This window comes from Serratia sp. 2880STDY5682894 (genome assembly GCF_001537385.1).
GTDB classification, from domain to species: Bacteria; Pseudomonadota; Gammaproteobacteria; order Enterobacterales; family Enterobacteriaceae; genus Serratia; species Serratia nevei.
In genome coordinates, this window is record NZ_FCJA01000003.1 from 232709 (window position 1) to 252809 (window position 20101).

Below are 20101 nucleotides of genomic sequence, written 5' to 3' on the forward strand. Positions count from 1 at the left end.
TTTGTGCCTTATGCCGTGCCGATTAACGCAGCCCCATCCAGCTGGTGCAGACGCCTTCCGGCGGCTTGCCCGCATACCAACGAGGCAGCGTAGGGGCATCGTGGCGCGGTTCGGCCTCCGCCTCTACCGGCTGCGCCGGCCATTCCGCGACGTCCCAGCGGGTGGTGCGGCGATAGACTGCCGGGGTTTTGCCAAACTGTTTCTTGAAGGCGCGTGAGAACGAAGGCTGAGAGTCGAAATGGTATTGCAGGGCGATATCCAGGATCGGGCGTGGGCTGGAACGCAGCGCCTGCGCCGCCTGCGAAAGACGCCGCTCGCGGATATAGCTGCCGAGCGCGTGGCCGGTGGTGCTGCGGAACATGCGCTGCAGGTGCCATTTGGAGTAGCCCGATTTGGCGGCGACGTTATCCAGCAGCAGCGGCTGGTCCAGATGAGTTTCAATCCAGTCTAGTAAATCGTGAATGATATTGACGCGATCCATGGTTTTAGTTCTCCCGCAAAAACGACATTCAGGTCACAGTGACTTAGCTTAATTATCCAAGAATATGCTTTGATAATAGGCGTGAGTGCGCCGTTACGCAAGGGTAAACCGGGGGTAAAAAGGTAGCCAAAAATGCTCTTTGAACGGCAGGGGGATAAAAGAAAGGCCGCATAAAGCGGCCTTTTCAGCAGGAAATGAGTGGAAAATCAGTTAGTTTCCGGCTTCACTTCAATGTAGTTCAGACCCAGTACGCTGCTGGTGTAGCCGCGGATCTTGTTGGTCATCTCGATATCGCCGTTCAGCTTGTGGCCGTAGGACGGGATGATCTCTTTCAGCTTGCTCTGCCATTCCGGCGTCGCCACTTTGTCTTTGAACACGGTTTCCATCAGGTGCAGCATGATTGGCGCAGCGGTGGAAGCGCCCGGCGAAGCGCCCAGCAGAGCGGCGATGCTACCGTCTTCAGAGCTGACGACTTCGGTGCCGAACTGCAGCACGCCGCCTTTATCTGCGTCTTTCTTGATGATCTGTACGCGCTGGCCTGCGGTCCACAGCTTCCAGTCTTCCTGCTTGGCGTCCGGGAAGTACTCTTTCAATGCGGCGAAGCGATCGTCGTCGTTCATCATCAGCTGGCCGACCAGGTATTTCACCAGATCGAAGTTATCCAGACCAACGTGGGTCATCGGCATCAGGTTCGAGGTGCTCAGCGAGTGCATCAGATCGAACAGCGAACCGTTCTTCAGGAACTTGCTGGAGAAGGTGGCGAACGGCCCGAACAGCAGCACGCGCTTGCCGTCCAGCATGCGGGTATCCAGGTGTGGCACGGACATCGGCGGCGAACCTACGCTGGCCAGGCCATACACTTTGGCCAGGTGCTGGTTGGCGATCGCCGGGTTGGTGGTGACCAGGAACTGGCCGCCGACCGGGAAGCCGCCGTAGCCGTCGGCTTCTGGGATGCCGGATTTCTGCAGCAGGGTCAGGGACGCGCCGCCGGCGCCGATGAACACGAACTTGGCGTTAACGGTGGTTTCTTTACCGTCGCGGTTCAGATCGGCAACGGTCACGCTCCAGGTCTGGTCGGCGTTGCGCTTGATGTCGCGCACTTCGTGGCTCAGGTTCAGCTTGAACTTGTCGCTGGTGCTCAGCGCGTCAACCAGCTGGTGGGTGATCACGCCGAAGTTAACGTCGGTACCCAGCGGCATGCGGGTCGCGGCGATTTTCTGCGCCGGATCGCGGCCGTTCATCACCAGTGGCGCCCACTGTTTGATTTGCGCAGGATCTTCGGAGTATTCCATGCCGCGGAACAGGGTGCTGTGCTGCAGCGCCGCGTAGCGTTTACGCAGGAAGTTGACGTTGTCGTCACCCCACACAAAGCTCATGTGTGGCACGCTGTTAATGAAGGATTTCGGATCTTTCAGGACATCGTTCTTCACCTGATAAGACCAGAACTGGCGGGAGATTTCGAAAGACTCGTTGACCTTCACCGCCTTGCTGATGTCGATGGTGCCATCGGCTTTTTCCGGCGTGTAGTTCATTTCGCTAAAGGCGGAGTGGCCGGTACCGGCGTTGTTCCAGCCGTTGGAGCTCTCTTCCGCCACGCCGTTCATGCGCTCGTACATGTCGATGGTCCAGGTCGGCTCCAGCTCATGCAGATAGGTACCCAAGGTCGCGCTCATGATGCCGCCGCCGATCAACACCACGTCGACGGTTTTATTCTTCTCTTCAGCCGCTGCCTGCTGCGTAACGCTAAACAGGCTGAGACTGAAAATCAGGACGAGTAATTTTCTCATTGAATTAAATCTCTTGTGTGTAAATTCTACTCATTGCAGGTGAAAGAATTTAGCGGGAGTTACCCTGGAAAATAATGAAGCCGACCGCCCGGCGTGAGCCGATAGGCAGCGATAATGCCTTTTTGTTAATAGGGTTTTTAACGAAAAGTGAACTATTGCAGGCCGTCCGGATGCAAATTGATCGGTTCACGTTACTGGCGGGGTATTATTGTTTGCGAGAATGTTAAAAACTACTTTTGTAACTAAAAAAAATGAATATAAGCAAAAAACGGCCGGTTGCTGTCGCAGGAATAAACAGAGAGGGGAGAAAGGCCGTATAACCGCGTTATTTTCAGGGGTTAATTGTCGCGCAATTAAACGTTATTTCGTTATCACACAATAATTGCGGTTAAATTGCAAATACGCATCGGTAACCAATAATAAATGGCCGCCGTTGCGGGCGGCCAGGATTCACAAGGCGGTTACTTGATGCCCATCGCATCGCGCATGGTGAAGAACAGATCGGTCTGATCGGTCAACCCCACCACATTGGCGGCGTGCGGGCCATAGGCCGCGACGCGCAGCTGGGTGCCGGTGTGCCCCTGCGATTCTTCTTCCGAGTTGCCGTAGCTGAGGGTCATCGGCGCGCCGTCTTTGGTGGTCAGTGTCTGGGTCAGGCCCGGCGCTTTGGCGTCGGCGGCGACGATCTGGCTGGAGTGCGCGTGGTCGGCGGTGACGATCACCAGCGTGTTGCCGTCGGCGCGGGCGAAGGCCAGCGCTTTTTGCACCGCTTCGTCCAGATCGACGGTTTCACCAATCTGCCCGCACGGGTTGGCGGCGTGATCCTGCTTATCGATCGACGCGCCCTCTACCTGCAGGAAGAAACCGTTCGGGTTGTCTTTCAGCAGCGCGATCGCTTTTTCGGTCATCGCCGCCAGCGTTGGCGTGGCCGCGGTGCGCGCCGGGTTGTTTTCGCAGGTTACCGCCGGCTTGTCGAGGTTGCCGTGATAGCTGGCTTTCGGCCCCAGCCAGCGCACCGGCATGTTGCCGTCGGCGAACAGGCCCAGCAGCGGTTTTTGCTGATTGGCCAGGGTAACGGCCTGCAGTTCATCCGCATTGCTCACCCACTGGTAACCCTGCGCTGCCGCCTGGTCCTTCAGAGATTTTCCTTGCCATTCGCCGCTTTTCGCCAGTTGGTTGAAGGATTTCGCGCCGCCGCCCAGCGTGACGTCGGCGCGGGTTTTCAGCAACTGCTCGGTGATGGAGCCGCGGCCGCCGTTTTCCAGCGCGTTAGCAGCGCATTTCTCGCTGGTTTCCTCCGGGCCGTAGCATTTGCGCGAGGTGACGTGCGACACCAGCGCCGCCGGCGTAGCGTCCTGCAGTTCGGCGGTGGAGACGTTGCCGGTGGCCTTGCCGGCCGCTTTGGCGATCTCCAGCAGCGTTGGCTGGTCTTTGCCGTTCACGTCCACGCCGAGCGCGCCGTTATAGGTTTTCACCCCGGTGGCCCAGGCGGTGGCGGAGGCGGCGGAGTCGGTTACGTAATCCGGTTTGTGGGTTTTCTTGTCCAGCGAGTAGTGGGTGTATTGCCCGGTCAGCGGCAGAGCGTCGATACCCTTGAAGTAACCGCCTGCGCCTTCGGCGTAGTTACGCGCGGCGGTGATCTCGGAATCCCCCATGCCGTCGCCAATCAGCAGGATCACGTTTTTCACCGTTTTGTCCGACAGCGACGCCTTCAGCGCGGCGGTCTGATCGCCGGCCAGACGACGGGCACCGCCCGGCTCGGTGAGGGTGCCGCGCGCGGCGCGCTCGGTCAGGCCATCGGCATTGGCCGAGGTTTCCGCCGCGATGGCGGAAGAACAGAGCAGGGCGGACAGCACGGCGCCGGCGATCAGGGATACAGCAGGTTGCATGGGGTAAGCTCCTTGTCGTAATACAACAATGTAAATAACATCAAATTGTTACGTAAGGAGAGTAGAGCAGAGGGATGACAATTTTATGACAGCGAAAGACGGGATGGCCCGGCGGCCACCCCGTTTGGCGTCAGGCCGCGCGCGCCGGGATAGACAGCCCGCGCTGCACCGCCGGCCGCGCCAGACCTCGCTCCAGCCACTGCGCGACGCGCGGGAAACTGTCGAACTCCACCAGCTCGCGCGCCTCATAAAAGCCGATCAGGTTACGCACCCAGCCCAGCAGCGAGATATCGGCGATGGTGTAGTCCGCGCCCATGATCCAGTCGCGGCCTTCAAGGCGCGTTTCCAGCACGCCGAGCAGGCGTTTCGATTCGTTCTTGTAGCGCTCCAGCGGCCGTTTGTCTTCATACTCGCGTCCGGCAAACTTGTGGAAGAAACCGAGCTGGCCGAACATCGGGCCGACGGCGGCCATCTGGAAGAACACCCACTGAATGGTTTCATAACGCTGCGCCGGATCCTGCGGCAGGAAACGGCCGCTCTTTTCCGCCAGGTAGAGCAGAATGGCGCCGGATTCGAACAGCGGCAGCGGTCGGCCGCTGGGGCCATCGGGATCGATGATCGCCGGGATCTTGCCGTTCGGGTTCAGCGCCAGAAATTCCGGCGTCCAGGTTTCGTTGTTGCCGATGTCGATCAGGTGCGCTTCATAAGGCAGGCCGATCTCTTCCAACATGATGGATACTTTGACGCCGTTCGGCGTCGGCAGGGAATAGAGCTGCAGCCGTTCCGGGTGCTGAGCCGGCCAGCGTTTGACGATCGGGAATTGGGTGGAATCGAGCATGGAAACTCCTCGGGTTGGCGGGGTCGCTTAAGCGTACCCCTTGAGTATTGCAGTAAAACTACCCCGCCGCCGGGTTACACCGTGAGCTCAAAATGTGCGGCCAGCGCTTTTTTACCGGCGGGAGTCAGCTGCAGCTCGCGGCTGTCGAGCCGGCGGACGATCCAGCCGCGTTGAATAAAGGCGGCCAGCAGCGCGGCGCCCAGTGCGCCACCGAGGTGAGATCGGCGTTCGCTCCAGTCCAGGCAGCCGCAGGCGAAGCGGCGGCGGGTGGGGGCGGGGGAGCAATCGACGCCCAGCCGCGCCAGCGCGGCCTGACCGACGTCGCTTAACCGGTAGTCTTCCTCACCGCTCAGCCAGTTCAGCGCATGCAGCCGATCGTGCAGCTTCACCGCCACCTCGCCCGCCATGTGGTCGTAGCAGGTGCGGGCATATTGCAGCGTGGTGGGCGTGCTGCTTTTCACCGACGGGCGCGGTACGCCCGCCAGCGCCATCAGGCCTTCCAGCGCTTCGGCCACCGGCTGACCGGCCAGCCGGAAATAGCGATAGCGCCCCTGTTTGACGCAGGCGATCAGCCGCTGCTCCAGCAGTTTCGCCAGATGCGCGCTGGCGGTGGACGGGGCGACCTCGACCGCCGCGCTGAGCTCGGTGGCGGTGTAGGCGCGCCCATCCATCAACAGGCACAGCATGCGTGCCCGGGTGCGGTCGGCGATGGCGGCGCTCAACGCCGCTAAACGATCTTCTATGTCGATGTTATGCATACTTCGAGGTTAGGCGAAGTATGACTGCGCGTCCAGCGCTAGCCTGTGGTTATCGCCATCTGGTACCGAGGGAGAAAACCATGTCCGTATGTCCTTATGCCGCCGCGCTCGCCGCCGAGCCGCAGATGCACTATCGCGCCTTGCCGCCCCTGAGCTGGGATAGCGCATGGCAATGTTGGGTGGCCACTACGCCGCAGTGGGTGAGGGAAGCGCTGCTCAATGCCGATCTCGGCGTGCGGCCGGCCGATGAGCCGGTGCCGGCGGCCTTGCTGGAGACGCCGATGGCGCCGCTTTTCGCCGGGCTGGCGCGAATGCGCGACGGCGAGGAGCATCGCACGCTTAAGGCGGCGCTGCAGCGGGCGTTAGCTTCCTGCGACGATACTCTGATTCAGCAAACCGCGGCACTGTGCGCGGCGCGGTTAGCGTCAAAGGCCCCCGAGGCGGCGGCGATCACCCGCTTTAACTACGGGTTGCCGGTCTGCACCCTCGGCGCATTGTTGGGCGCGCCTGAAGCGCAGTGGCAACATCTTATCGACGACAGCCTGGACTTTGTCCGCTGTATCGCGCCCGGCGGCACGCAGCAGCAGCTGGCACGCGGCATTGCGGCGGCGCAGCGGCTCTGTGCCCGGCTGGCGACGGGGAATGGCGTGCTGCGCCAGGCCCTGGTGCGGGAGATCGGCGACGCCCGGCTTGTGTCGGCCAATGCGCTCGGCCTGCTGTTTCAGGCCTGTGAGGCGACGGCGGGCTGGCTCGGGCAGGCGTATTTGCTGGCACGGCAGAACGGCGAAGTGGACACCGCGCTGGATCGGGTGCGGGCGCTGACGCCACCTATCCAAAACACGCGCCGTTTCGTCTTACGCGAGACGCAGCTTGCCGGTTGTACGCTGCGCGTGGGGCAGACCGTCTTGCTGTTGCTCGGCACCGACGGCGAACTGGCCTTCGGCGCAGGGGCACACCGCTGCCCGGGCGAACGCTGGGCGAGGATTATCGCGCGCTGCGGCGTGGCGCATCTGTGTTCGCTGAATATTGATGAGCGGGCGTTGGAATCGGTGCGGTGGCGCCATTCCTACAATGCACGCGTACCTGAGTTTTACCGTTGAGAGGAAACGATAATGATCGCCGTGATTTTTGAACTGCAGGCCGCCGACGGGCAGCGTGATACCTATCTGGCGCTGGCGGCAGAGCTGAAGCCGCTGCTGGCGCAGATCGACGGATTCATTTCCATCGAGCGCTTTCAAAGCCTGGCCGATCCTGCGCGCCTGCTGTCGCTCTCCTTCTGGCGCGACGAGGCAGCGGTGCAGCAGTGGCGCAATCTCGAGCAGCACCGGGCGGCGCAGGCGCGCGGCCGTGGCGAGGTGCTGGCGCAGTATCGGCTGCGGGTGGCGGAGGTGGTGCGGGACTACGGGTTGGAGAAACGCGATCAGGCGCCGCAGGATAGCCGTGGCTATCACCGCACCTGAAGAAAGCCCGCCGGCGGCGGGCTTTCTTCGTCCGTTATTTCGCTTCGCTGCCCACCTTCATCGCCCCGGCGTAGCTGGCGCCCATCCCCCAGGCAGCGCCGTGGTCGCGGGCGATCTGCAATACGCCTCCCGCCGTGGCTTTGCGGCTCCAGTCCTGCTGCCATTCCAGCATCAACGCCACCCAGTTGATGGGCGTGGCGCCCGCCTGTATCAGGCGCTGCATGGCGTTGTTTTGGCTGTCTGGCGTAATGTCGCCGGTGACGTCCGACAGAATATAAACCTCATATCCCTCGCCCAGGGCGGACAGCGCCGGCAGCATCACGCAGCTGGCGGTCCACAGCCCGCCGATGATGATTTTCTTGCGGCCGGATTGTTTGATCAGATCCACCACGCGCCGATCCTGCCAGACGTTGATGGCGGTGCGATCGTACACCTGCAGGTCCGGGCGTGCCTGCGTCACCGGCTGGAATACCGGCCCGGCGAAGCTTTTGGCGTTGGCCGAGGCCAGAATGGTCGGCACGTTGAACACCTTGGCGGCCTTGGCGATACCGGTGGCGTTATTCACCAGGTTGGTTTGGTCGATAGAGGAAATGGTCATGCCGAACATGTCCTGCAGATCGACCAGCAGCAGCAGACTGTTCTCGGCCGTCAGCGGCTGCACATAACCCGCCTGGCGGCTGTCGGCGGCGGGGGATTGCGCCAACGCGGCGACGGGGGCGGCGGCGGCGCTCAGGCCGAGCATCAGGGCGAACAGGGTCTTTTTCATTATTAACTCCATGATTATCAGTAGATTAAATTCACTTCCCACTCAGGGAAGCGGTTGAATAAAGTCTACTGAGGTTGTTGAGGTTAATAATCTGTGTTTTATTGAATTTATAATTAACCAATAGGACATAATGTGGACGTGCTACTGACGATGCGCGCCTTTCGCCGCGTGGTTGAGCGCAACAGTTTTTATAAGGCGGCGGAGGATCTGGCGATCACGCCGGCGGCGTTGAGCAAGCAGATTAAGCAGTTGGAGAGCCGGTTGGGTACGCTGTTGCTGGTGCGCACCACCCGCAGCATGAGCCTGACCGAAGCCGGGCAGCTCTATTACCAGGAAGCCTGTCGGTTGCTCGGCGAGTTCGACGCGCTGGAGCAGACGGTTGCCGCCAGTGCGCAGCAGGTCTCCGGCACGCTGCGGGTCAATGCGCCGCTCTCGTTCGGCCTGACGGTGCTGTCGCCGCTGCTGCCGCCGTTTATGCAACGCTACCCGCAGCTGCAGGTGGAACTGACGCTGGACGACAGGGTATTGGACGTGGTGGCGGCCGGTTTCGATATTTCCTTGCGCATTCGCCGACGGCTGCCGGATTCTTCCCTCAGCGCCCGAGCACTGGGTGAAGTGCACCAGCGAATTTGCGCCGCACCCGGCTATTTGGCGCAGCACGGCGTGCCGCAAACGCCGAATGACTTGCCGCGGCACAGCTGTCTGGCCTATTCCCTGGCGGAAAGGCCGGGGCAGTTGCAGTTCACCGCCGGCGAGGAGAGCCTGAGCGTGACGTTCACTCCCCGGTTGATCGCCAACAACAGCCTGATGCTGCGGGACATGCTGGTGGCGGGACTGGGCATCGGTTCGCTGCCGTCGTTCGTGGCGGATCCCGAAATCGCCGCCGGCAGGCTGGTGCGGCTGTTCCCTGAACAGATTGCCGAAGCGCATCAGGTCTTCGCGGTTTACCCGACGCGCCGGCATGTGCAGCAGAAAGTGAGTTTATTCACCGAGTTTGTGCGAGAACAGGGATTGATGACGGCGAATTGACAACGGCGCACGGTTGTCATATTCCTTAGTTATGAAAAGATCCTATCGCCCATTCGCGCAAATTATTATCACCATGCTTCGTGTGGTGGGATAGCGCGTGTGTCGCCAATAAAAAACCCGCCGGCAAGGCGGGTTTTTTTATCCCCTTCCGGCAACGACCGGAGAACGGCATGAAAACCTACCCTGCAGTTTTACACCTGATGTGCGGCAAGGCCGGCGCAGGCAAATCGACGCTGGCGCAGCGTTTGGCGCAGCAACCGCAAACGCTGTTGCTGGTCGAAGATGCGTGGCTGGCGACGCTGTATGAACAGGAGATGGCCAGCTTGCAAGACTATGCGCGCTGTTCCGAACGGTTACGGCGGGCGCTGGGCGGGCACCTCGTTCAGCTGCTGCGCGGCGGCTGGTCCGTGGCGCTCGATTTCCCGATGAATACGCCGGACAGGCGGCGCTGGGCCAAAGCGTTGGCGGAGGAGGCCGGCGTCGCGCACTGCCTGCATTTTCTCGACGTCAGCCATGCGCAGTGCCTGAGCCGGATAACGCTGAGAAACGCGCGTGGCGAGCACCCGTTTACACTGAACGAAGCGGAGTTTGAGCGCCTGGCACAGTACTTTGTTCCCCCGGCGGAAGAGGAAGGGATGACCGTTTTGCGTTATGGCGAACAGAACTGAAAACCGGCGCCATGACGGCGCCGGCAACAGGGTTAGGATTCGGCGTTAAACGCGTTGTGGAAGGCGACTTCCGCACACGGCAGCGCGCCCTGGAAGGCGATGGCGCGGAAGTAGTCTTGCGGCACGCCCGGCAGGGTCAGCGCGGTCTGCGCCTGGAAGCCGAAACGGCCGTAATAGTTCGGATCGCCCAGCACCACGCAGCCTGCGGCGTGCCGTTCCTGCAGCTCGGCCAATAGCTGGCGGATCAGCCGGCTGCCGATCCCCCGGCTCTGACTGGCCGGCAGCACCGACACCGGCGCCAGCCCGTACCAACCGGCGGTGCCGTTGCTGAGTATGACCGGCGAGACGGACGCGTGCCCGATCGGTGTGCCATTGTGCTCAGCGACCAGCGACAGGGTGAGAGCGCCTGCCGCACGCAGCGCGTTGACGATAAACTGCTCGGTGTGGCTGCTGTGTTCGGCATGCAGGAACGCGGCGGCGGTCAGGGTGGTGATGGCGGCGATGTCGGCCGGCGTTTCGTGGCGTAAAGTGATGTTCATGGTTGTATCCTGATTAAATAAGGCTGAGCCGACCGGGCTACCTGCCCGGCCGGTATCGATGATTAACGGTTATCCAGCTGCGCACGCACGGCCTTGAGCCCGGCGAAGGTGACGCGATAAGGGCGCCCCTGGCGAGAGAGGATCAGGCGTTTGTTTTTGAGTTTGGTGAAGACGGCCAGTGAGCAGTCGGCCAGGCCGAGCCCTTCGCGGGTGTAGCATTCGACGTGGGTGACGCGACCGGCGTCGTTGCGGGTGAAGGCGATATAGCCGCCTTTGGCCAACACGTGCAGCACGCGTTGTTCCGCTTTGGAAATGTTCATGTTGGGAGATCCTGTAATAACCCCAGATACGCGCATCCCCGCGCAAACGCGCGTCGGATACGTCAGAGTCCCTCGCCATACGGCAAGGAAGCGACTATCGGGTGGTTACAATCTCCAACATACAGGCCTCGGGCAGTGAAAAACGCCAGGGCGGCGTTTCAGCGCAGTTAATGTAGCCAATGGCCGGTTGGCTGTCAATTTGCCGGCGGCGCGGGCCGCCGGCACAAGGCCAATCAGAAAGGCTTGGTCGGCAGGTATTTGCCGTCCAGGGTGATCACTGCGCGTTCGCCACCGTCCGGATCGGCGACCTTTTTGATATCCAGCTTGAAGTTGATGGCGCTGATGATGCCGTCGCCGAACTGCTCGTGCACCAGCGCTTTCAGCGTGGAGCCGTAAACCTGCAGCATTTCATAGAAGCGATAAATGGTCGGATCGGTCGGCACGCCGCCGGGAATGCTGCCGCGCAGCGGGATGGTTTGCAGCAACAGCACCGCCTCTTCGTCCAGCCCCAGCTTGGCCGCTACCGTGCGCGCCGCCGGTTCCGGCAGCGCATGCTGCCCCAGCAGCGCGGCGGTGACGAACGCCAGGCTGAGACCGGTGCCCTCGGCCAGCGCGTCGAAAGTCAGGTTATGGCGGATCTTGGCGACCATAATGGTGTCGGTGAGCGCTTCGCGCGGGGCGGCGTTATGCAGAGAGTGTGTCATGTTAGCTCCTTTTGTTGGCTTAAAAACGGGCGATCGCCGGGGTGGCGGTCACGTCGGGATGGGTGGCGAGCGGCACGAAGCGGCGGGTTTCGCCGTCCAGCGCTTCGATAGCGCCGCTGGCGATGTCATAGACCCAGCCGTGCAGCGTCAGGCGGCCCTGATCCAGCGCCAGGGCGACGGAAGGGTGCGTTTTGATGTTGTTGAGCTGGGCGATGACGTTTTCGCGCACCATCGACGCGACCCGGGCCTCGTCGGAGGCGTGCGGATAAGCCTGATTGACCGCCTTCGCGGAATCGGCGTAACGCAGCCAGCCGGCGACCGTCGGCAGGTGCTCCAGACACTGGCAGGTGGCGATGGCGGTCATCGCGCCGCAGTCGGAATGGCCGCAGATCACGATATCCTCCACGCCCAGCGCGGCGACGGCGTACTCGACCGAGGCGGTAACCCCGCCGGGTTCGGGGCCGAAAGAAGGCACGATGTTACCGGCGTTGCGGATCACGAACAGATCCCCCGGCTCGCGCTGGGTGACCAGCTCCGGCACCAGGCGGCTGTCGGAACATGAGATAAACAAGGTGCGCGGGTTTTGGCGGGTCGCCAACTGCTGAAACAGCGCCGTGCGTTCAACAAAGGCTTCGCGCTGGAACTTCAGGAAGCCTTCAATCACCTCTTTCATCCGTTTCTCCATTGGGTGTCGTTATGCGATGGCGGCATGATGAACGCTTCTGGCTATAGGGTCTAAGACCCATTTATAATGCCAGCTATAGGTTTTACTAATAGCTGGGGCGCTATGCTGCTGCGACACATCCGTTATTTTCTGGCCGTTGCCGAACAGGGCAACTTCACCCGCGCCGCCGAAGCGCTGCACGTCTCGCAACCGACGCTGTCTCAACAGATCAAGCAGCTGGAAGACACACTGGGGGCGCCGCTGTTCGATCGCAGCGGCAGAGCCGTGCGCCTGACCGACGCCGGTGAGGCGTGGATGCGCTATGCGCGGCTGGCGCTGCAGGATCTGGACGCCGGCGCGCGGGCGATCCATGACGTGGCGACGCTGGCGCGCGGCCATTTGCGGCTGGCGATGACGCCGACCTTCACCGCCTATCTGGTGGGGCCGACGATCGATGCGTTCTACCGCCGCTACCCGGGGATTACCCTGAGCATCGAGGAGATGGCGCAAGAGCGAATTGAGGCGCTGCTGGCGCAGGATAGGCTGGATCTGGGCATCGCCTTCGAGATGGCGCAGTCGGCGGAGGTGGAAGCGGCGGCGTTGTTCAGCGAGACGCTGGAGCTGATGGTCGGCGCCGACCATCCCCTGGCGTCTCATCGCCGGCCGCTGACGCTGGCGGAGTGGCAACATCTGCCGCTGGCCTTGCTGAGCGGCGACTTCGCCACGCGGCAGTTTATCGATCGCTACTGCACGCAGCTGGGATTTCGGCCGCAGGTGGCGGTGGAGGCCAACGCGCTGGGCGCCATCGTCGAGATCGTGCGGCGCGGGCAGCTCGCCACGCTGCTGCCGGCCGCCATTGCGCGCGAGAACCGGCAGTTGAAAAAAGTGGCATTGGCCAACGCCATGCCGGTGCGGCAGGCGGTGTGGCTGCAGCGCAAAGGCGCTTACCGCAGCGCCGCCGCGCAGGCGTTTATTGCCGTCTTGCAGGAACAGGGCGTTACGCCAACGCCCCCCAGCGCTGCGTCATCCCCAGCAGATGCACCAGCCCGAAGCCGAGGCAAATCAGCGAGCTGACGACGATAAAGCGCTGGCTGCGGCCGGTATCGCGCAGGGCGAAGGGGCCGGCGACGCCGCGCAGCAGGTAGATGAAGGTAATGATAAACAGCGCGGGCCGCAGCAGCGGCAGCGGCGCGATCAGGCCCGCGCCGGAAAGCGCATACAGCGACCAAATAAACAGCACCAGCGCGATACCGGCGGTGACGACGGCCGGGAACTTTTTACCCGCTTCCGCCGCCTTAATGAAGCGATCGCCGGCGCCGCATAGCCGGTAGCCGCGCGGCCCGGCGGCGATCACCCAGATATGCAGCAGCGCGGCGATGGCGCTCAGCGCGGCGCCGATCAGCAGCGCGGTGTTATAGAGGTGCGGCATGGTAGCGCTTCCCTGTCAGAAAAGTGGTTGGCATGAAGCGTAGACCAGAAAAGGCGAATTAACCGAACGTAACAGGGAAGAGGAGCAAGTAATGAGACTGGCGTCGGGTATGCTGAGCGCATTGGCGCTGTGGAGCGGGCTGGCGATGGCGCAACCTGCGGCGCTGACGCTGCCCAGGGAAGACGGTTCGAGAATTCATTACTATCTGGACGCCGCGGTGCCCGGGCAATCGTCGGCGGCGCTGTTGGTGATCCTGCAAGGATCGGATTGCAACAGCGTGCGGCATATCCGCCTGCTGGCGCCGTTGCGGCAGGTGTTACCCGCCGCAGACCTGCTGACGGTGGAGAAATACGGCATCGACGACCGGTTGCCGTACCGCGAAGAAGTCCCGCGGCAGGATTGCCCGGACGCTTTTGTGCAGCATGACACGCCGCAGCGGCGGGTGAGCGATGTCACCCAGGTGCTGCAGGCGGTGATTGCGCGCAACGGCTATCAAAAGGTCGCGGTGCTGGGAGGCAGCGAAGGGGCGGTGATCGCCAATCTGGTGACGGCCTCCTCGGGCCGGATTGATGCCACCCTCGCGTTCAGCGGTGGCGGGCGCTGGTTTATCGACGACGTGCGCCACAGCGCTGCCGGCGCGCCGAAGGAAGAGATGGCCGGGCTGAACGCATTTTTGCAGCAGGTGATGACGGCGCCGCCGTTCCCCCTGAACGCCAGCGATCATGGCTATGCCTGGTGGCATGGCATGCTGAACATCGATCAGCTCGCCACGCTGCGCAGCATCAAGACGCCGGTGCTGATCGTGCAGGGCGACCAGGATCGCGCCGTTTCGCCGGGGGCGGTCGACAATATGATCGACGAATTGCGGGCCGCCGGCAAAACGAACATTACCTATGTCAATTACGCTGGATTGGACCATGTGATGCGGCGTGAAAATGGCGCCAGCGAGATGGCGCGGGTGGTGGCGGACATGCGCGCGTGGCTGGAGAAGCAGCTGCGCTGACCGGCCACCCATGGGCCTTACTCGGTGTGGCGCTCCCGGAACAGCAGAGTGGCTATCAGGCTGACGGTCAGCATGCCGGTCACGTACCACGCCGGCGCCAGCGGGTTGTCGCTGACATCCAGCAACCAGGTAACGATCAGCTGCGCCGAGCCGCCGAACAGCGTCACGCCGAAGGCGTAGATCATCGAGGTGCCGGTGGCGCGCACGTGGCGCGGCAGCGCCGAGACGATCAGCATGGTGCTGGACAGCATGTTGATGCCCAGCGCGCCGATCAGCAGGATGCGGAAGACGATCGCCAGCCACAGGGTTTGCGTGGCGCTGAGGAACCAGAAGGTTGGGTAAATCAGGATCAGTGCCGCAAAGATCGAGAACAGCAGCGGCCTTTTGTAATTCTGGATCCGATCGACATAGCGCCCGGCGTAATAGACCGCCACGATTTGCACCACGGAGGCGATGCAACTGAACAGATAGGCGGTCGGGCCGGCGATGCGGTAGGTCTGCATCATGTAGGTCGGCATGTAAAGCAGCACCACATAAACCATCACGGTGCCGGACATGATGACCAGCACACCCAGCAATAGGTCTTTAGCATGGTTGCTCACCAGGTCCCATACCGGATTCAGCGGTACCCGCGCACGATCCGGCTGTTCGCCGCTGTAGGTCTCTTCCAGGTGCTTACGGATATAGACGCCGACCGGAATGATCAGCAGGCCGATGATGAACGGCACGCGCCAGCCCCAGGCATACAGCGCCTCTTCCGACAGAAAATAGGTGAGCGCCAGCCCGCAAGAGGCGCCGAGCAGGGCGCTGACGCCCTGGCTGATCGCCTGCCAACTGACGAAAAAGCCGCGCTGATTGGCCCCGGCGGACTCCAGCAGTAGCGTGGTCGCTGAGCCCACTTCACCGCCGGCGGCGAAGCCCTGAATCAGGCGACCGACTACGATCAGCACCGGCGCCAGAACGCCGATTTGCGCATGGGTTGGCGCGAAGGCAATCAGGGCGGTGCCGACGCCCATCAGCACGATGGTCATCAGCATGGCGGCCTTGCGGCCGACCCGGTCGGCATAGGCGCCCAGCACCATGCTGCCCAGCGGGCGCATGATAAAGCCGACGCCGAACACCGCCACCGACATCAACAAAGAGCCGTAGGCGCTGTCGCTGGGAAAATAGAGTTTGCCGATGATGGCGGCAAAGAAGCTGTATACGGTGAAGTCGAAAATCTCCAGGCCGTTGCCCAGGCTGGCGCCGACAATGACTTTGTAATTTACCGCGCCTTTCTCTGCCGTTTGGCTTTTGGGCAAGGTTTTTTCAGCAGTGTTCATCGTTATCTCTCGCGATAGGTGGACGGTGTGTTGTTATTATTTTCTGGCCGTGGTGGCATTATCCGGGACGGCGATAACCGCCGCCCGAAGCGGCAACAGAATGGCAACGTCTCCTTTACATATACTTGTATGTACAACCCTGTGCAATATGAGGGCGGTTAACGGGATAACGCGGGTTTGATTTTTTTAAGATTTTGTATTTATATGTTTTTTTTGAATTTATAACGTGTGGCAGTGAGGTGATTTAGTGCCGATTTAGTGAGCTGTAGCGCATTAATCATCGAAAAAATCCTGGCATTTAAGAAGGGGGTCACAAAATGTCGCGTATAGCAGAATATGTGGCGATAGTCGGCAAGAAATAGAATTAAATAGAAGTGTGTTGACTGTATCAATGATTCTCAAGAGGTATTCAGGTGCGATTTATTCTTACCTGGTGCGGTATCTGGCGAGAATGTATTTCATTTTTTATTTTAATTAATACCGATAATTAATATGTTTTGTGAATTTGTTCGAGCTATTGTACGGTTTGCTGAGCGAAGCCTCCCCGTGACTTTCATCGGTATTATCCAACGCAGGTATGATTCATCCGTCGGCGCCGCTCAAAATGTCACCAAAACTTCCCGCGATCTCTGCACCCCGTTGTGGCATAATGCGCGCCAAATCACATTCCCTATGTATAAAGAGCGAGCGCTGTGTTAAGCACCAACAACATCACCATGCAGTTCGGCAGCAAGCCGTTGTTTGAAAACATCTCTGTTAAATTCGGCGGCGGCAACCGTTACGGCCTGATCGGCGCCAACGGCTGCGGCAAGTCCACCTTTATGAAAATCCTCGGCGGCGATTTGGCGCCGACCGGCGGCAACGTGTTCCTCGATCCGAACGAGCGCCTGGGTAAACTGCGTCAGGATCAGTTTGCCTTCGAACAATACAGCGTGCTGGACACCGTGATCATGGGCCACACCGAGCTGTGGGCGGTGAAGGAAGAGCGCGATCGCATCTACGCCATGGCGGAGATGAGCGAAGAAGACGGCTATAAAGTGGCCGATCTGGAAGTCGCCTACGGCGAGATGGACGGTTACACCGCCGAAGCGCGCGCCGGCGAACTGCTGCTTGGCGTCGGCATTCCGGTGGAACAGCACTACGGCCCGATGAGCGAAATCGCGCCGGGCTGGAAGCTGCGCGTGTTGCTGGCGCAGGCGCTGTTCTCCGATCCGGAAATCCTGCTGCTCGACGAACCGACGAACAACCTGGACATCGATACCATTCGCTGGCTGGAGCAGGTGCTGAACGAACGCAACAGCACCATGATCATCATCTCGCACGACCGTCACTTCCTGAACATGGTCTGCACCCACATGGCGGATCTGGACTACGGCGAACTGCGCGTTTATCCGGGCAACTACGATGAATACATGACCGCCGCCACCCAGGCGCGTGAACGTCTGCTGGCCGACAACGCCAAGAAGAAGGCGCAGATCAACGAGCTGCAATCGTTCGTCAGCCGCTTCAGCGCCAACGCCTCCAAATCCAAGCAGGCCACCTCGCGCGCCCGCCAGATCGACAAGATCCAGCTGGAAGAAGTGAAGGCCTCCAGCCGCCAGAACCCGTTCATCCGTTTCGATCAGGACAAGAAGCTGTTCCGTAACGCGCTGGAAGTGGAAGCGCTCACCAAGGGCTTCGACAACGGCCCGCTGTTCAGCAAGCTGAACCTGATGGTGGAAGTGGGTGAGAAGGTTGCGGTGCTGGGCGCCAACGGCATCGGTAAAACCACCCTGCTGAAAACGCTGGTGGGCGACGCACAGCCGGACAGCGGCACCGTGAAGTGGTCGGAAAACGCCCGTATAGGTTACTACGCGCAGGATCACGAATACGAGTTCGACGATACTCTGACCGTGTTCGACTGGATGAGCCAGTGGAAGCAGGAAAAAGACGACGAGCAGGCGGTGCGCAGCGTGCTGGGCCGTTTGCTGTTCAGCCAGGACGACATCAAGAAGAAAGTGAAGGTGCTGTCCGGTGGCGAGAAGGGCCGCATGCTGTTCGGCAAGCTGATGATGCAGCGCCCAAATATTCTGGTGATGGACGAACCGACCAACCACCTGGATATGGAATCCATCGAATCGCTGAACATGGCGCTGGAGATGTACGAAGGCACGCTGATCTTCGTCTCCCACGACCGTGAGTTCGTCAGCTCGCTGGCGACGCGCATTCTGGAAATCACCCCGAACAAGGTGATCGACTTTACCGGCAACTACGAAGACTATCTGCGCAGCCAGGGCATCGTGTAACCCTCGCGGCAACGCATCAGGGCGGGAATTATCCCGCCCTTTTTTTATCCGTCATTCCCCGCCGCACACCTCGCAGTGCGGATCCTTCGGCAGTTTCATCTCGCGGAACTGCATGCTCATCGCATCGAACATCAACAGCTTGCCGCGCAGCGGCTGACCATAGTCGGCCAGCAGCTTAATGGCTTCCATCGCCTGCAGGGTGCCGATAGTGCCGACCAGCGGCGCCATCACGCCCGCTTCAACGCAGGTGAGGGCGCTGTCGCCGAACAGCCGGCTCAGGCAGCGGTAGCAGGGCTCGCCCGGCTGATAGGTGAACACGCTGAGCTGGCCTTCCATACGGATCGCCGCGCCGGAAACCAGCGGCCTCTGCTGCGCGTGGCACAGGCGATTCAGGGCGTCGCGCGCCGCCACGTTGTCGGTGCAGTCCAGCACCAGATCGCAGGCAGCGATCTCTGCCGCAATCGCCTCATCTTCCAAACGGCCGTTGATCGCGTCGATGCGGATATGCGGATTAATGGCGCTCAGTTCCTGCCTGGCGGAGGCGACTTTGCTCTGGCCGATGCGATCGTCGCGGTGCAGGATTTGGCGCTGCAGGTTGGAGAGCGAGACGGTGTCGAAATCCACCAGTACCAGATGGCCGACGCCGGCCGCCGCCAGGTAAGGCGCGGCGGCGCAGCCCAGCCCGCCCAGCCCGGCGATCAGCACGCGGGCGGCCTTCAGCTTCTCCTGGCCGTCGAAGTCAAAGCCGCGCAGCACGATCTGGCGGTTGTAGCGCAGCGCTTCGGCGTCGGTCAATTCCGGCAGCATGCTCAGCTCCTCAGCAGGGCGTTGAACGGCTCGATCTCCACCGTTTCGCCTACCGCCACCGAACCGCGTTCGCGCTCCAGCACGATGAAACAGTTGCCCTGGCTGTAGGAGCTGAAGACGTGCGAGCCCTGGTGGCCAGTGGTGCTGACCTCCAGTTCGCCCGCAGCGTTGCTGCTGAACACGCCGCGCTGGAAATCGAGGCGGCCCGGCGATTTCTTCAGCGGCGTCAATGCGCGCGCCCGCAGGCGCGGCGGCAGGCGCCAGTCGCTGTGGCCGGCCAGCTTCGCCAGCAGCGGTTGCACCAGCTGGTAGAAGGTCAGGGCGGCGGAAACCGGGTTGCCCGGCAGGCCGCAGAACCAGGCGTGGCCCAGCTTGCCGAAGGCGAAGGGTTTGCCGGGTTTGATCGCCAGCTTCCAGAAGCTAACCTGGCCCAGCTCGTCGAGCATCTGTTTGGTGTAGTCGGCCTCGCCGACCGAGACGCCGCCGCTGCTGATGACCACGTCGGCCTGGCTGTCCGCCCGTTCGAAAGCGGCGCGCAGCGCATCGCGATCGTCGCGGATAATGCCGAGATCGAGCACCTCGCAGCCCAGCTGTTCCAGCATCAGGCGCACCGCGAAACGGTTGGTGTCGTAGATTTGGCCCGCCTGCAGCGGCTGGCCGACCGGCTGCAGTTCGTCGCCGGTAGAGAACACTGCCACCTTCAGCTTACGCATTACCTGCACTTCGGCGACGCCAAGCGAAGCCAACAGCGGCAGCTGCGCGGCGCCCAGCTTCACGCCCGCCGGCAACACGCTCGCGCCCCGGCGAATGTCTTCACCCGCCAGACGGATATTCTGGCCGGCTTCAACCGGCGCGGTAAAACGCACGCCCTGGTCGCTCACCTCGGCCTGTTCCTGCATGACCACCGCGTCCGCCCCGGCCGGGATCGGGGCGCCGGTCATGATGCGCACGCAGCTGTTGGCCGGCCATTGGCCGTCGAACGGCGCACCGGCGAAGGCCTTCCCGGCGACCGGCAGCGGCGCATTGGCCGCCAGGTCGGCGAGGCGCAGCGCATAGCCGTCCATCGCCGAGTTGGCGAACGGCGGCACGTCGAGCGGCGAGACCACCGGCGCGGCGGTGATGCGGCCGGCGGCGGCGGTCAGGGCAACGGATTCGGTCTGCTGCAGCGGGGCGATCTGCCCGAGCATTTTTTCCAGCGCTTGCTCCAGGGAGATGAGATCGGAAGTATGGCAATGATCCATAAAGGGAACTCCGTAATCAGGGTGCGCTAAAATAGCGACAAAGTGCGGGTATTATGGCAGAGAACGCCGGGGGGGAGAACGGGTTATGCTTGCCATCTTTCGTACTGCGGC

General features: G+C 61.6%; 21 protein-coding genes. 7 read left to right on the plus strand and 14 right to left on the minus strand.

The window, feature by feature from the left end; all coding sequences use genetic code 11:
• Positions 1 to 22: 22 nt before the first annotated feature.
• The 5 genes from AWX27_RS09415 to AWX27_RS09435 all read right to left on the minus strand — a co-directional run bounded on the left by AWX27_RS09415 (position 23) and on the right by AWX27_RS09435 (position 5753).
• Positions 23 to 481 (minus strand): helix-turn-helix domain-containing protein, encoded by a 459-nt coding sequence (locus AWX27_RS09415; protein WP_019454454.1) that lies wholly within the window; start codon positions 479 to 481, stop codon positions 23 to 25.
• Between the two features lie 206 nt (positions 482 to 687).
• Entirely contained in the window at positions 688 to 2268 is a 1581-nt protein-coding gene (locus AWX27_RS09420; protein ID WP_060421338.1) for a malate:quinone oxidoreductase, read from the minus strand.
• Positions 2269 to 2729: 461 nt separating this feature from the next.
• Complete coding sequence (gene phoA, locus AWX27_RS09425) at positions 2730 to 4157, minus strand: alkaline phosphatase (RefSeq protein WP_033646822.1); 1428 nt, start codon at positions 4155 to 4157, stop codon at positions 2730 to 2732.
• A 130-nt stretch (positions 4158 to 4287) separates the two neighbouring features.
• Positions 4288 to 4995, minus strand: a complete 708-nt coding sequence (locus AWX27_RS09430) for a glutathione S-transferase N-terminal domain-containing protein (protein ID WP_060421340.1) — start codon at positions 4993 to 4995, stop codon at positions 4288 to 4290.
• 74 nt (positions 4996 to 5069) lie between these two features.
• Positions 5070 to 5753 carry an ArsR/SmtB family transcription factor gene (locus AWX27_RS09435; RefSeq protein WP_060421342.1) on the minus strand — a complete coding sequence of 228 codons (684 nt, stop codon included), beginning with the start codon at positions 5751 to 5753 and terminating at the stop codon, positions 5070 to 5072.
• A gap of 80 nt (positions 5754 to 5833) precedes the next feature.
• On the opposite strand from AWX27_RS09435, the gene AWX27_RS09440 reads away from it, so the two are divergent.
• On the plus strand, positions 5834 to 6853 hold the full coding sequence (locus AWX27_RS09440) for a cytochrome P450 family protein (RefSeq protein ID WP_060421343.1): 1020 nt from the start codon (positions 5834 to 5836) through the stop codon (positions 6851 to 6853).
• A gap of 12 nt (positions 6854 to 6865) precedes the next feature.
• Complete coding sequence (locus AWX27_RS09445; protein ID WP_060421344.1) at positions 6866 to 7213, plus strand: antibiotic biosynthesis monooxygenase family protein; 348 nt, start codon at positions 6866 to 6868, stop codon at positions 7211 to 7213.
• A gap of 34 nt (positions 7214 to 7247) precedes the next feature.
• Here the strand turns inward: AWX27_RS09445 and AWX27_RS09450 are convergent, their stop codons facing one another.
• Positions 7248 to 7979 (minus strand): isochorismatase family protein, encoded by a 732-nt coding sequence (locus tag AWX27_RS09450; protein WP_047572149.1) that lies wholly within the window; start codon positions 7977 to 7979, stop codon positions 7248 to 7250.
• Positions 7980 to 8111: 132 nt separating this feature from the next.
• On the opposite strand from AWX27_RS09450, the gene AWX27_RS09455 reads away from it, so the two are divergent.
• Both AWX27_RS09455 and AWX27_RS09460 read left to right on the plus strand, forming a co-directional pair.
• Entirely contained in the window at positions 8112 to 9008 is an 897-nt protein-coding gene (locus AWX27_RS09455) for a LysR family transcriptional regulator (RefSeq protein WP_060421346.1), read from the plus strand.
• 170 nt (positions 9009 to 9178) lie between these two features.
• A complete protein-coding gene (locus AWX27_RS09460; protein ID WP_060421348.1) occupies positions 9179 to 9676 on the plus strand; it encodes a P-loop nucleotide/nucleoside kinase family protein in 498 nt (165 codons plus the stop codon).
• Positions 9677 to 9708: 32 nt separating this feature from the next.
• Here AWX27_RS09460 and AWX27_RS09465 read toward each other — a convergent pair whose 3' ends face one another.
• The 4 genes from AWX27_RS09465 to AWX27_RS09480 all read right to left on the minus strand — a co-directional run bounded on the left by AWX27_RS09465 (position 9709) and on the right by AWX27_RS09480 (position 11912).
• Positions 9709 to 10215, minus strand: coding sequence for a GNAT family N-acetyltransferase (locus AWX27_RS09465; protein WP_060421359.1), 507 nt, complete (start codon positions 10213 to 10215; stop codon positions 9709 to 9711).
• 62 nt (positions 10216 to 10277) lie between these two features.
• On the minus strand, positions 10278 to 10535 hold the full coding sequence (locus AWX27_RS09470) for a YjhX family toxin (RefSeq protein ID WP_060421362.1): 258 nt from the start codon (positions 10533 to 10535) through the stop codon (positions 10278 to 10280).
• A 233-nt stretch (positions 10536 to 10768) separates the two neighbouring features.
• On the minus strand, positions 10769 to 11239 hold the full coding sequence (gene cynS / locus AWX27_RS09475) for a cyanase (RefSeq protein ID WP_060421366.1): 471 nt from the start codon (positions 11237 to 11239) through the stop codon (positions 10769 to 10771).
• Between the two features lie 19 nt (positions 11240 to 11258).
• On the minus strand, positions 11259 to 11912 hold the full coding sequence (locus AWX27_RS09480; protein WP_048233124.1) for a carbonic anhydrase: 654 nt from the start codon (positions 11910 to 11912) through the stop codon (positions 11259 to 11261).
• A gap of 114 nt (positions 11913 to 12026) precedes the next feature.
• Here AWX27_RS09480 and cynR point away from each other — a divergent pair, with 114 nt between their 5' ends.
• Positions 12027 to 12977, plus strand: coding sequence for a transcriptional regulator CynR (gene cynR, locus AWX27_RS09485; RefSeq protein ID WP_060421369.1), 951 nt, complete (start codon positions 12027 to 12029; stop codon positions 12975 to 12977).
• Here the strand turns inward: cynR and AWX27_RS09490 are convergent.
• A complete protein-coding gene (locus AWX27_RS09490; protein WP_033637706.1) occupies positions 12901 to 13332 on the minus strand; it encodes a hypothetical protein in 432 nt (143 codons plus the stop codon). The genes cynR and AWX27_RS09490 overlap by 77 nt on opposite strands.
• 91 nt (positions 13333 to 13423) lie before the next feature.
• Here AWX27_RS09490 and AWX27_RS09495 point away from each other — a divergent pair, with 91 nt between their 5' ends.
• Positions 13424 to 14335, plus strand: a complete 912-nt coding sequence (locus AWX27_RS09495) for an alpha/beta hydrolase family protein (protein ID WP_060421370.1) — start codon at positions 13424 to 13426, stop codon at positions 14333 to 14335.
• Between the two features lie 17 nt (positions 14336 to 14352).
• Here the strand turns inward: AWX27_RS09495 and AWX27_RS09500 are convergent, their stop codons facing one another.
• Positions 14353 to 15657 carry an MFS transporter gene (locus tag AWX27_RS09500; protein WP_060421373.1) on the minus strand — a complete coding sequence of 435 codons (1305 nt, stop codon included), beginning with the start codon at positions 15655 to 15657 and terminating at the stop codon, positions 14353 to 14355.
• Positions 15658 to 16349: 692 nt separating this feature from the next.
• Between AWX27_RS09500 and AWX27_RS09505 the strand changes: the two genes are divergently transcribed.
• The gene (locus AWX27_RS09505) at positions 16350 to 17942 is read left to right on the plus strand and encodes an ABC-F family ATPase (protein WP_033637709.1); all 1593 of its coding nucleotides are present in this window, start codon (positions 16350 to 16352) and stop codon (positions 17940 to 17942) included.
• A 51-nt stretch (positions 17943 to 17993) separates the two neighbouring features.
• Here AWX27_RS09505 and moeB read toward each other — a convergent pair whose 3' ends face one another.
• Both moeB and moeA read right to left on the minus strand, forming a co-directional pair.
• A complete protein-coding gene (moeB, locus tag AWX27_RS09510) occupies positions 17994 to 18749 on the minus strand; it encodes a molybdopterin-synthase adenylyltransferase MoeB (protein ID WP_060421377.1) in 756 nt (251 codons plus the stop codon).
• Positions 18750 to 18751: 2 nt separating this feature from the next.
• Positions 18752 to 19990 (minus strand): molybdopterin molybdotransferase MoeA, encoded by a 1239-nt coding sequence (gene moeA, locus AWX27_RS09515; RefSeq protein WP_047728154.1) that lies wholly within the window; start codon positions 19988 to 19990, stop codon positions 18752 to 18754.
• Positions 19991 to 20101 lie beyond the last annotated feature (111 nt).

What these genes read in the sequence shown, in the direction of transcription:
- AWX27_RS09470 (WP_060421362.1), bottom strand. Translation starts at nt 10,535, where the DNA reads ATGAACATTTCCAAAGCGGAACAACGCGTGCTGCACGTGTTGGCCAAA.
- AWX27_RS09420 (WP_060421338.1), bottom strand. Translation starts at nt 2,268, where the DNA reads ATGAGAAAATTACTCGTCCTGATTTTCAGTCTCAGCCTGTTTAGCGTT.
- cynR (WP_060421369.1), top strand. Translation starts at nt 12,027, where the DNA reads ATGCTGCTGCGACACATCCGTTATTTTCTGGCCGTTGCCGAACAGGGC.
- AWX27_RS09445 (WP_060421344.1), top strand. Translation starts at nt 6,866, where the DNA reads ATGATCGCCGTGATTTTTGAACTGCAGGCCGCCGACGGGCAGCGTGAT.
- phoA (WP_033646822.1), bottom strand. Translation starts at nt 4,157, where the DNA reads ATGCAACCTGCTGTATCCCTGATCGCCGGCGCCGTGCTGTCCGCCCTG.
- AWX27_RS09435 (WP_060421342.1), bottom strand. Translation starts at nt 5,753, where the DNA reads ATGCATAACATCGACATAGAAGATCGTTTAGCGGCGTTGAGCGCCGCC.
- AWX27_RS09415 (WP_019454454.1), bottom strand. Translation starts at nt 481, where the DNA reads ATGGATCGCGTCAATATCATTCACGATTTACTAGACTGGATTGAAACT.
- cynS (WP_060421366.1), bottom strand. Translation starts at nt 11,239, where the DNA reads ATGACACACTCTCTGCATAACGCCGCCCCGCGCGAAGCGCTCACCGAC.
- AWX27_RS09500 (WP_060421373.1), bottom strand. Translation starts at nt 15,657, where the DNA reads ATGAACACTGCTGAAAAAACCTTGCCCAAAAGCCAAACGGCAGAGAAA.
- AWX27_RS09480 (WP_048233124.1), bottom strand. Translation starts at nt 11,912, where the DNA reads ATGAAAGAGGTGATTGAAGGCTTCCTGAAGTTCCAGCGCGAAGCCTTT.
- AWX27_RS09495 (WP_060421370.1), top strand. Translation starts at nt 13,424, where the DNA reads ATGAGACTGGCGTCGGGTATGCTGAGCGCATTGGCGCTGTGGAGCGGG.
- moeB (WP_060421377.1), bottom strand. Translation starts at nt 18,749, where the DNA reads ATGCTGCCGGAATTGACCGACGCCGAAGCGCTGCGCTACAACCGCCAG.
- AWX27_RS09440 (WP_060421343.1), top strand. Translation starts at nt 5,834, where the DNA reads ATGTCCGTATGTCCTTATGCCGCCGCGCTCGCCGCCGAGCCGCAGATG.
- AWX27_RS09465 (WP_060421359.1), bottom strand. Translation starts at nt 10,215, where the DNA reads ATGAACATCACTTTACGCCACGAAACGCCGGCCGACATCGCCGCCATC.
- moeA (WP_047728154.1), bottom strand. Translation starts at nt 19,990, where the DNA reads ATGGATCATTGCCATACTTCCGATCTCATCTCCCTGGAGCAAGCGCTG.
- AWX27_RS09430 (WP_060421340.1), bottom strand. Translation starts at nt 4,995, where the DNA reads ATGCTCGATTCCACCCAATTCCCGATCGTCAAACGCTGGCCGGCTCAG.
- AWX27_RS09460 (WP_060421348.1), top strand. Translation starts at nt 9,179, where the DNA reads ATGAAAACCTACCCTGCAGTTTTACACCTGATGTGCGGCAAGGCCGGC.
- AWX27_RS09490 (WP_033637706.1), bottom strand. Translation starts at nt 13,332, where the DNA reads ATGCCGCACCTCTATAACACCGCGCTGCTGATCGGCGCCGCGCTGAGC.
- AWX27_RS09450 (WP_047572149.1), bottom strand. Translation starts at nt 7,979, where the DNA reads ATGAAAAAGACCCTGTTCGCCCTGATGCTCGGCCTGAGCGCCGCCGCC.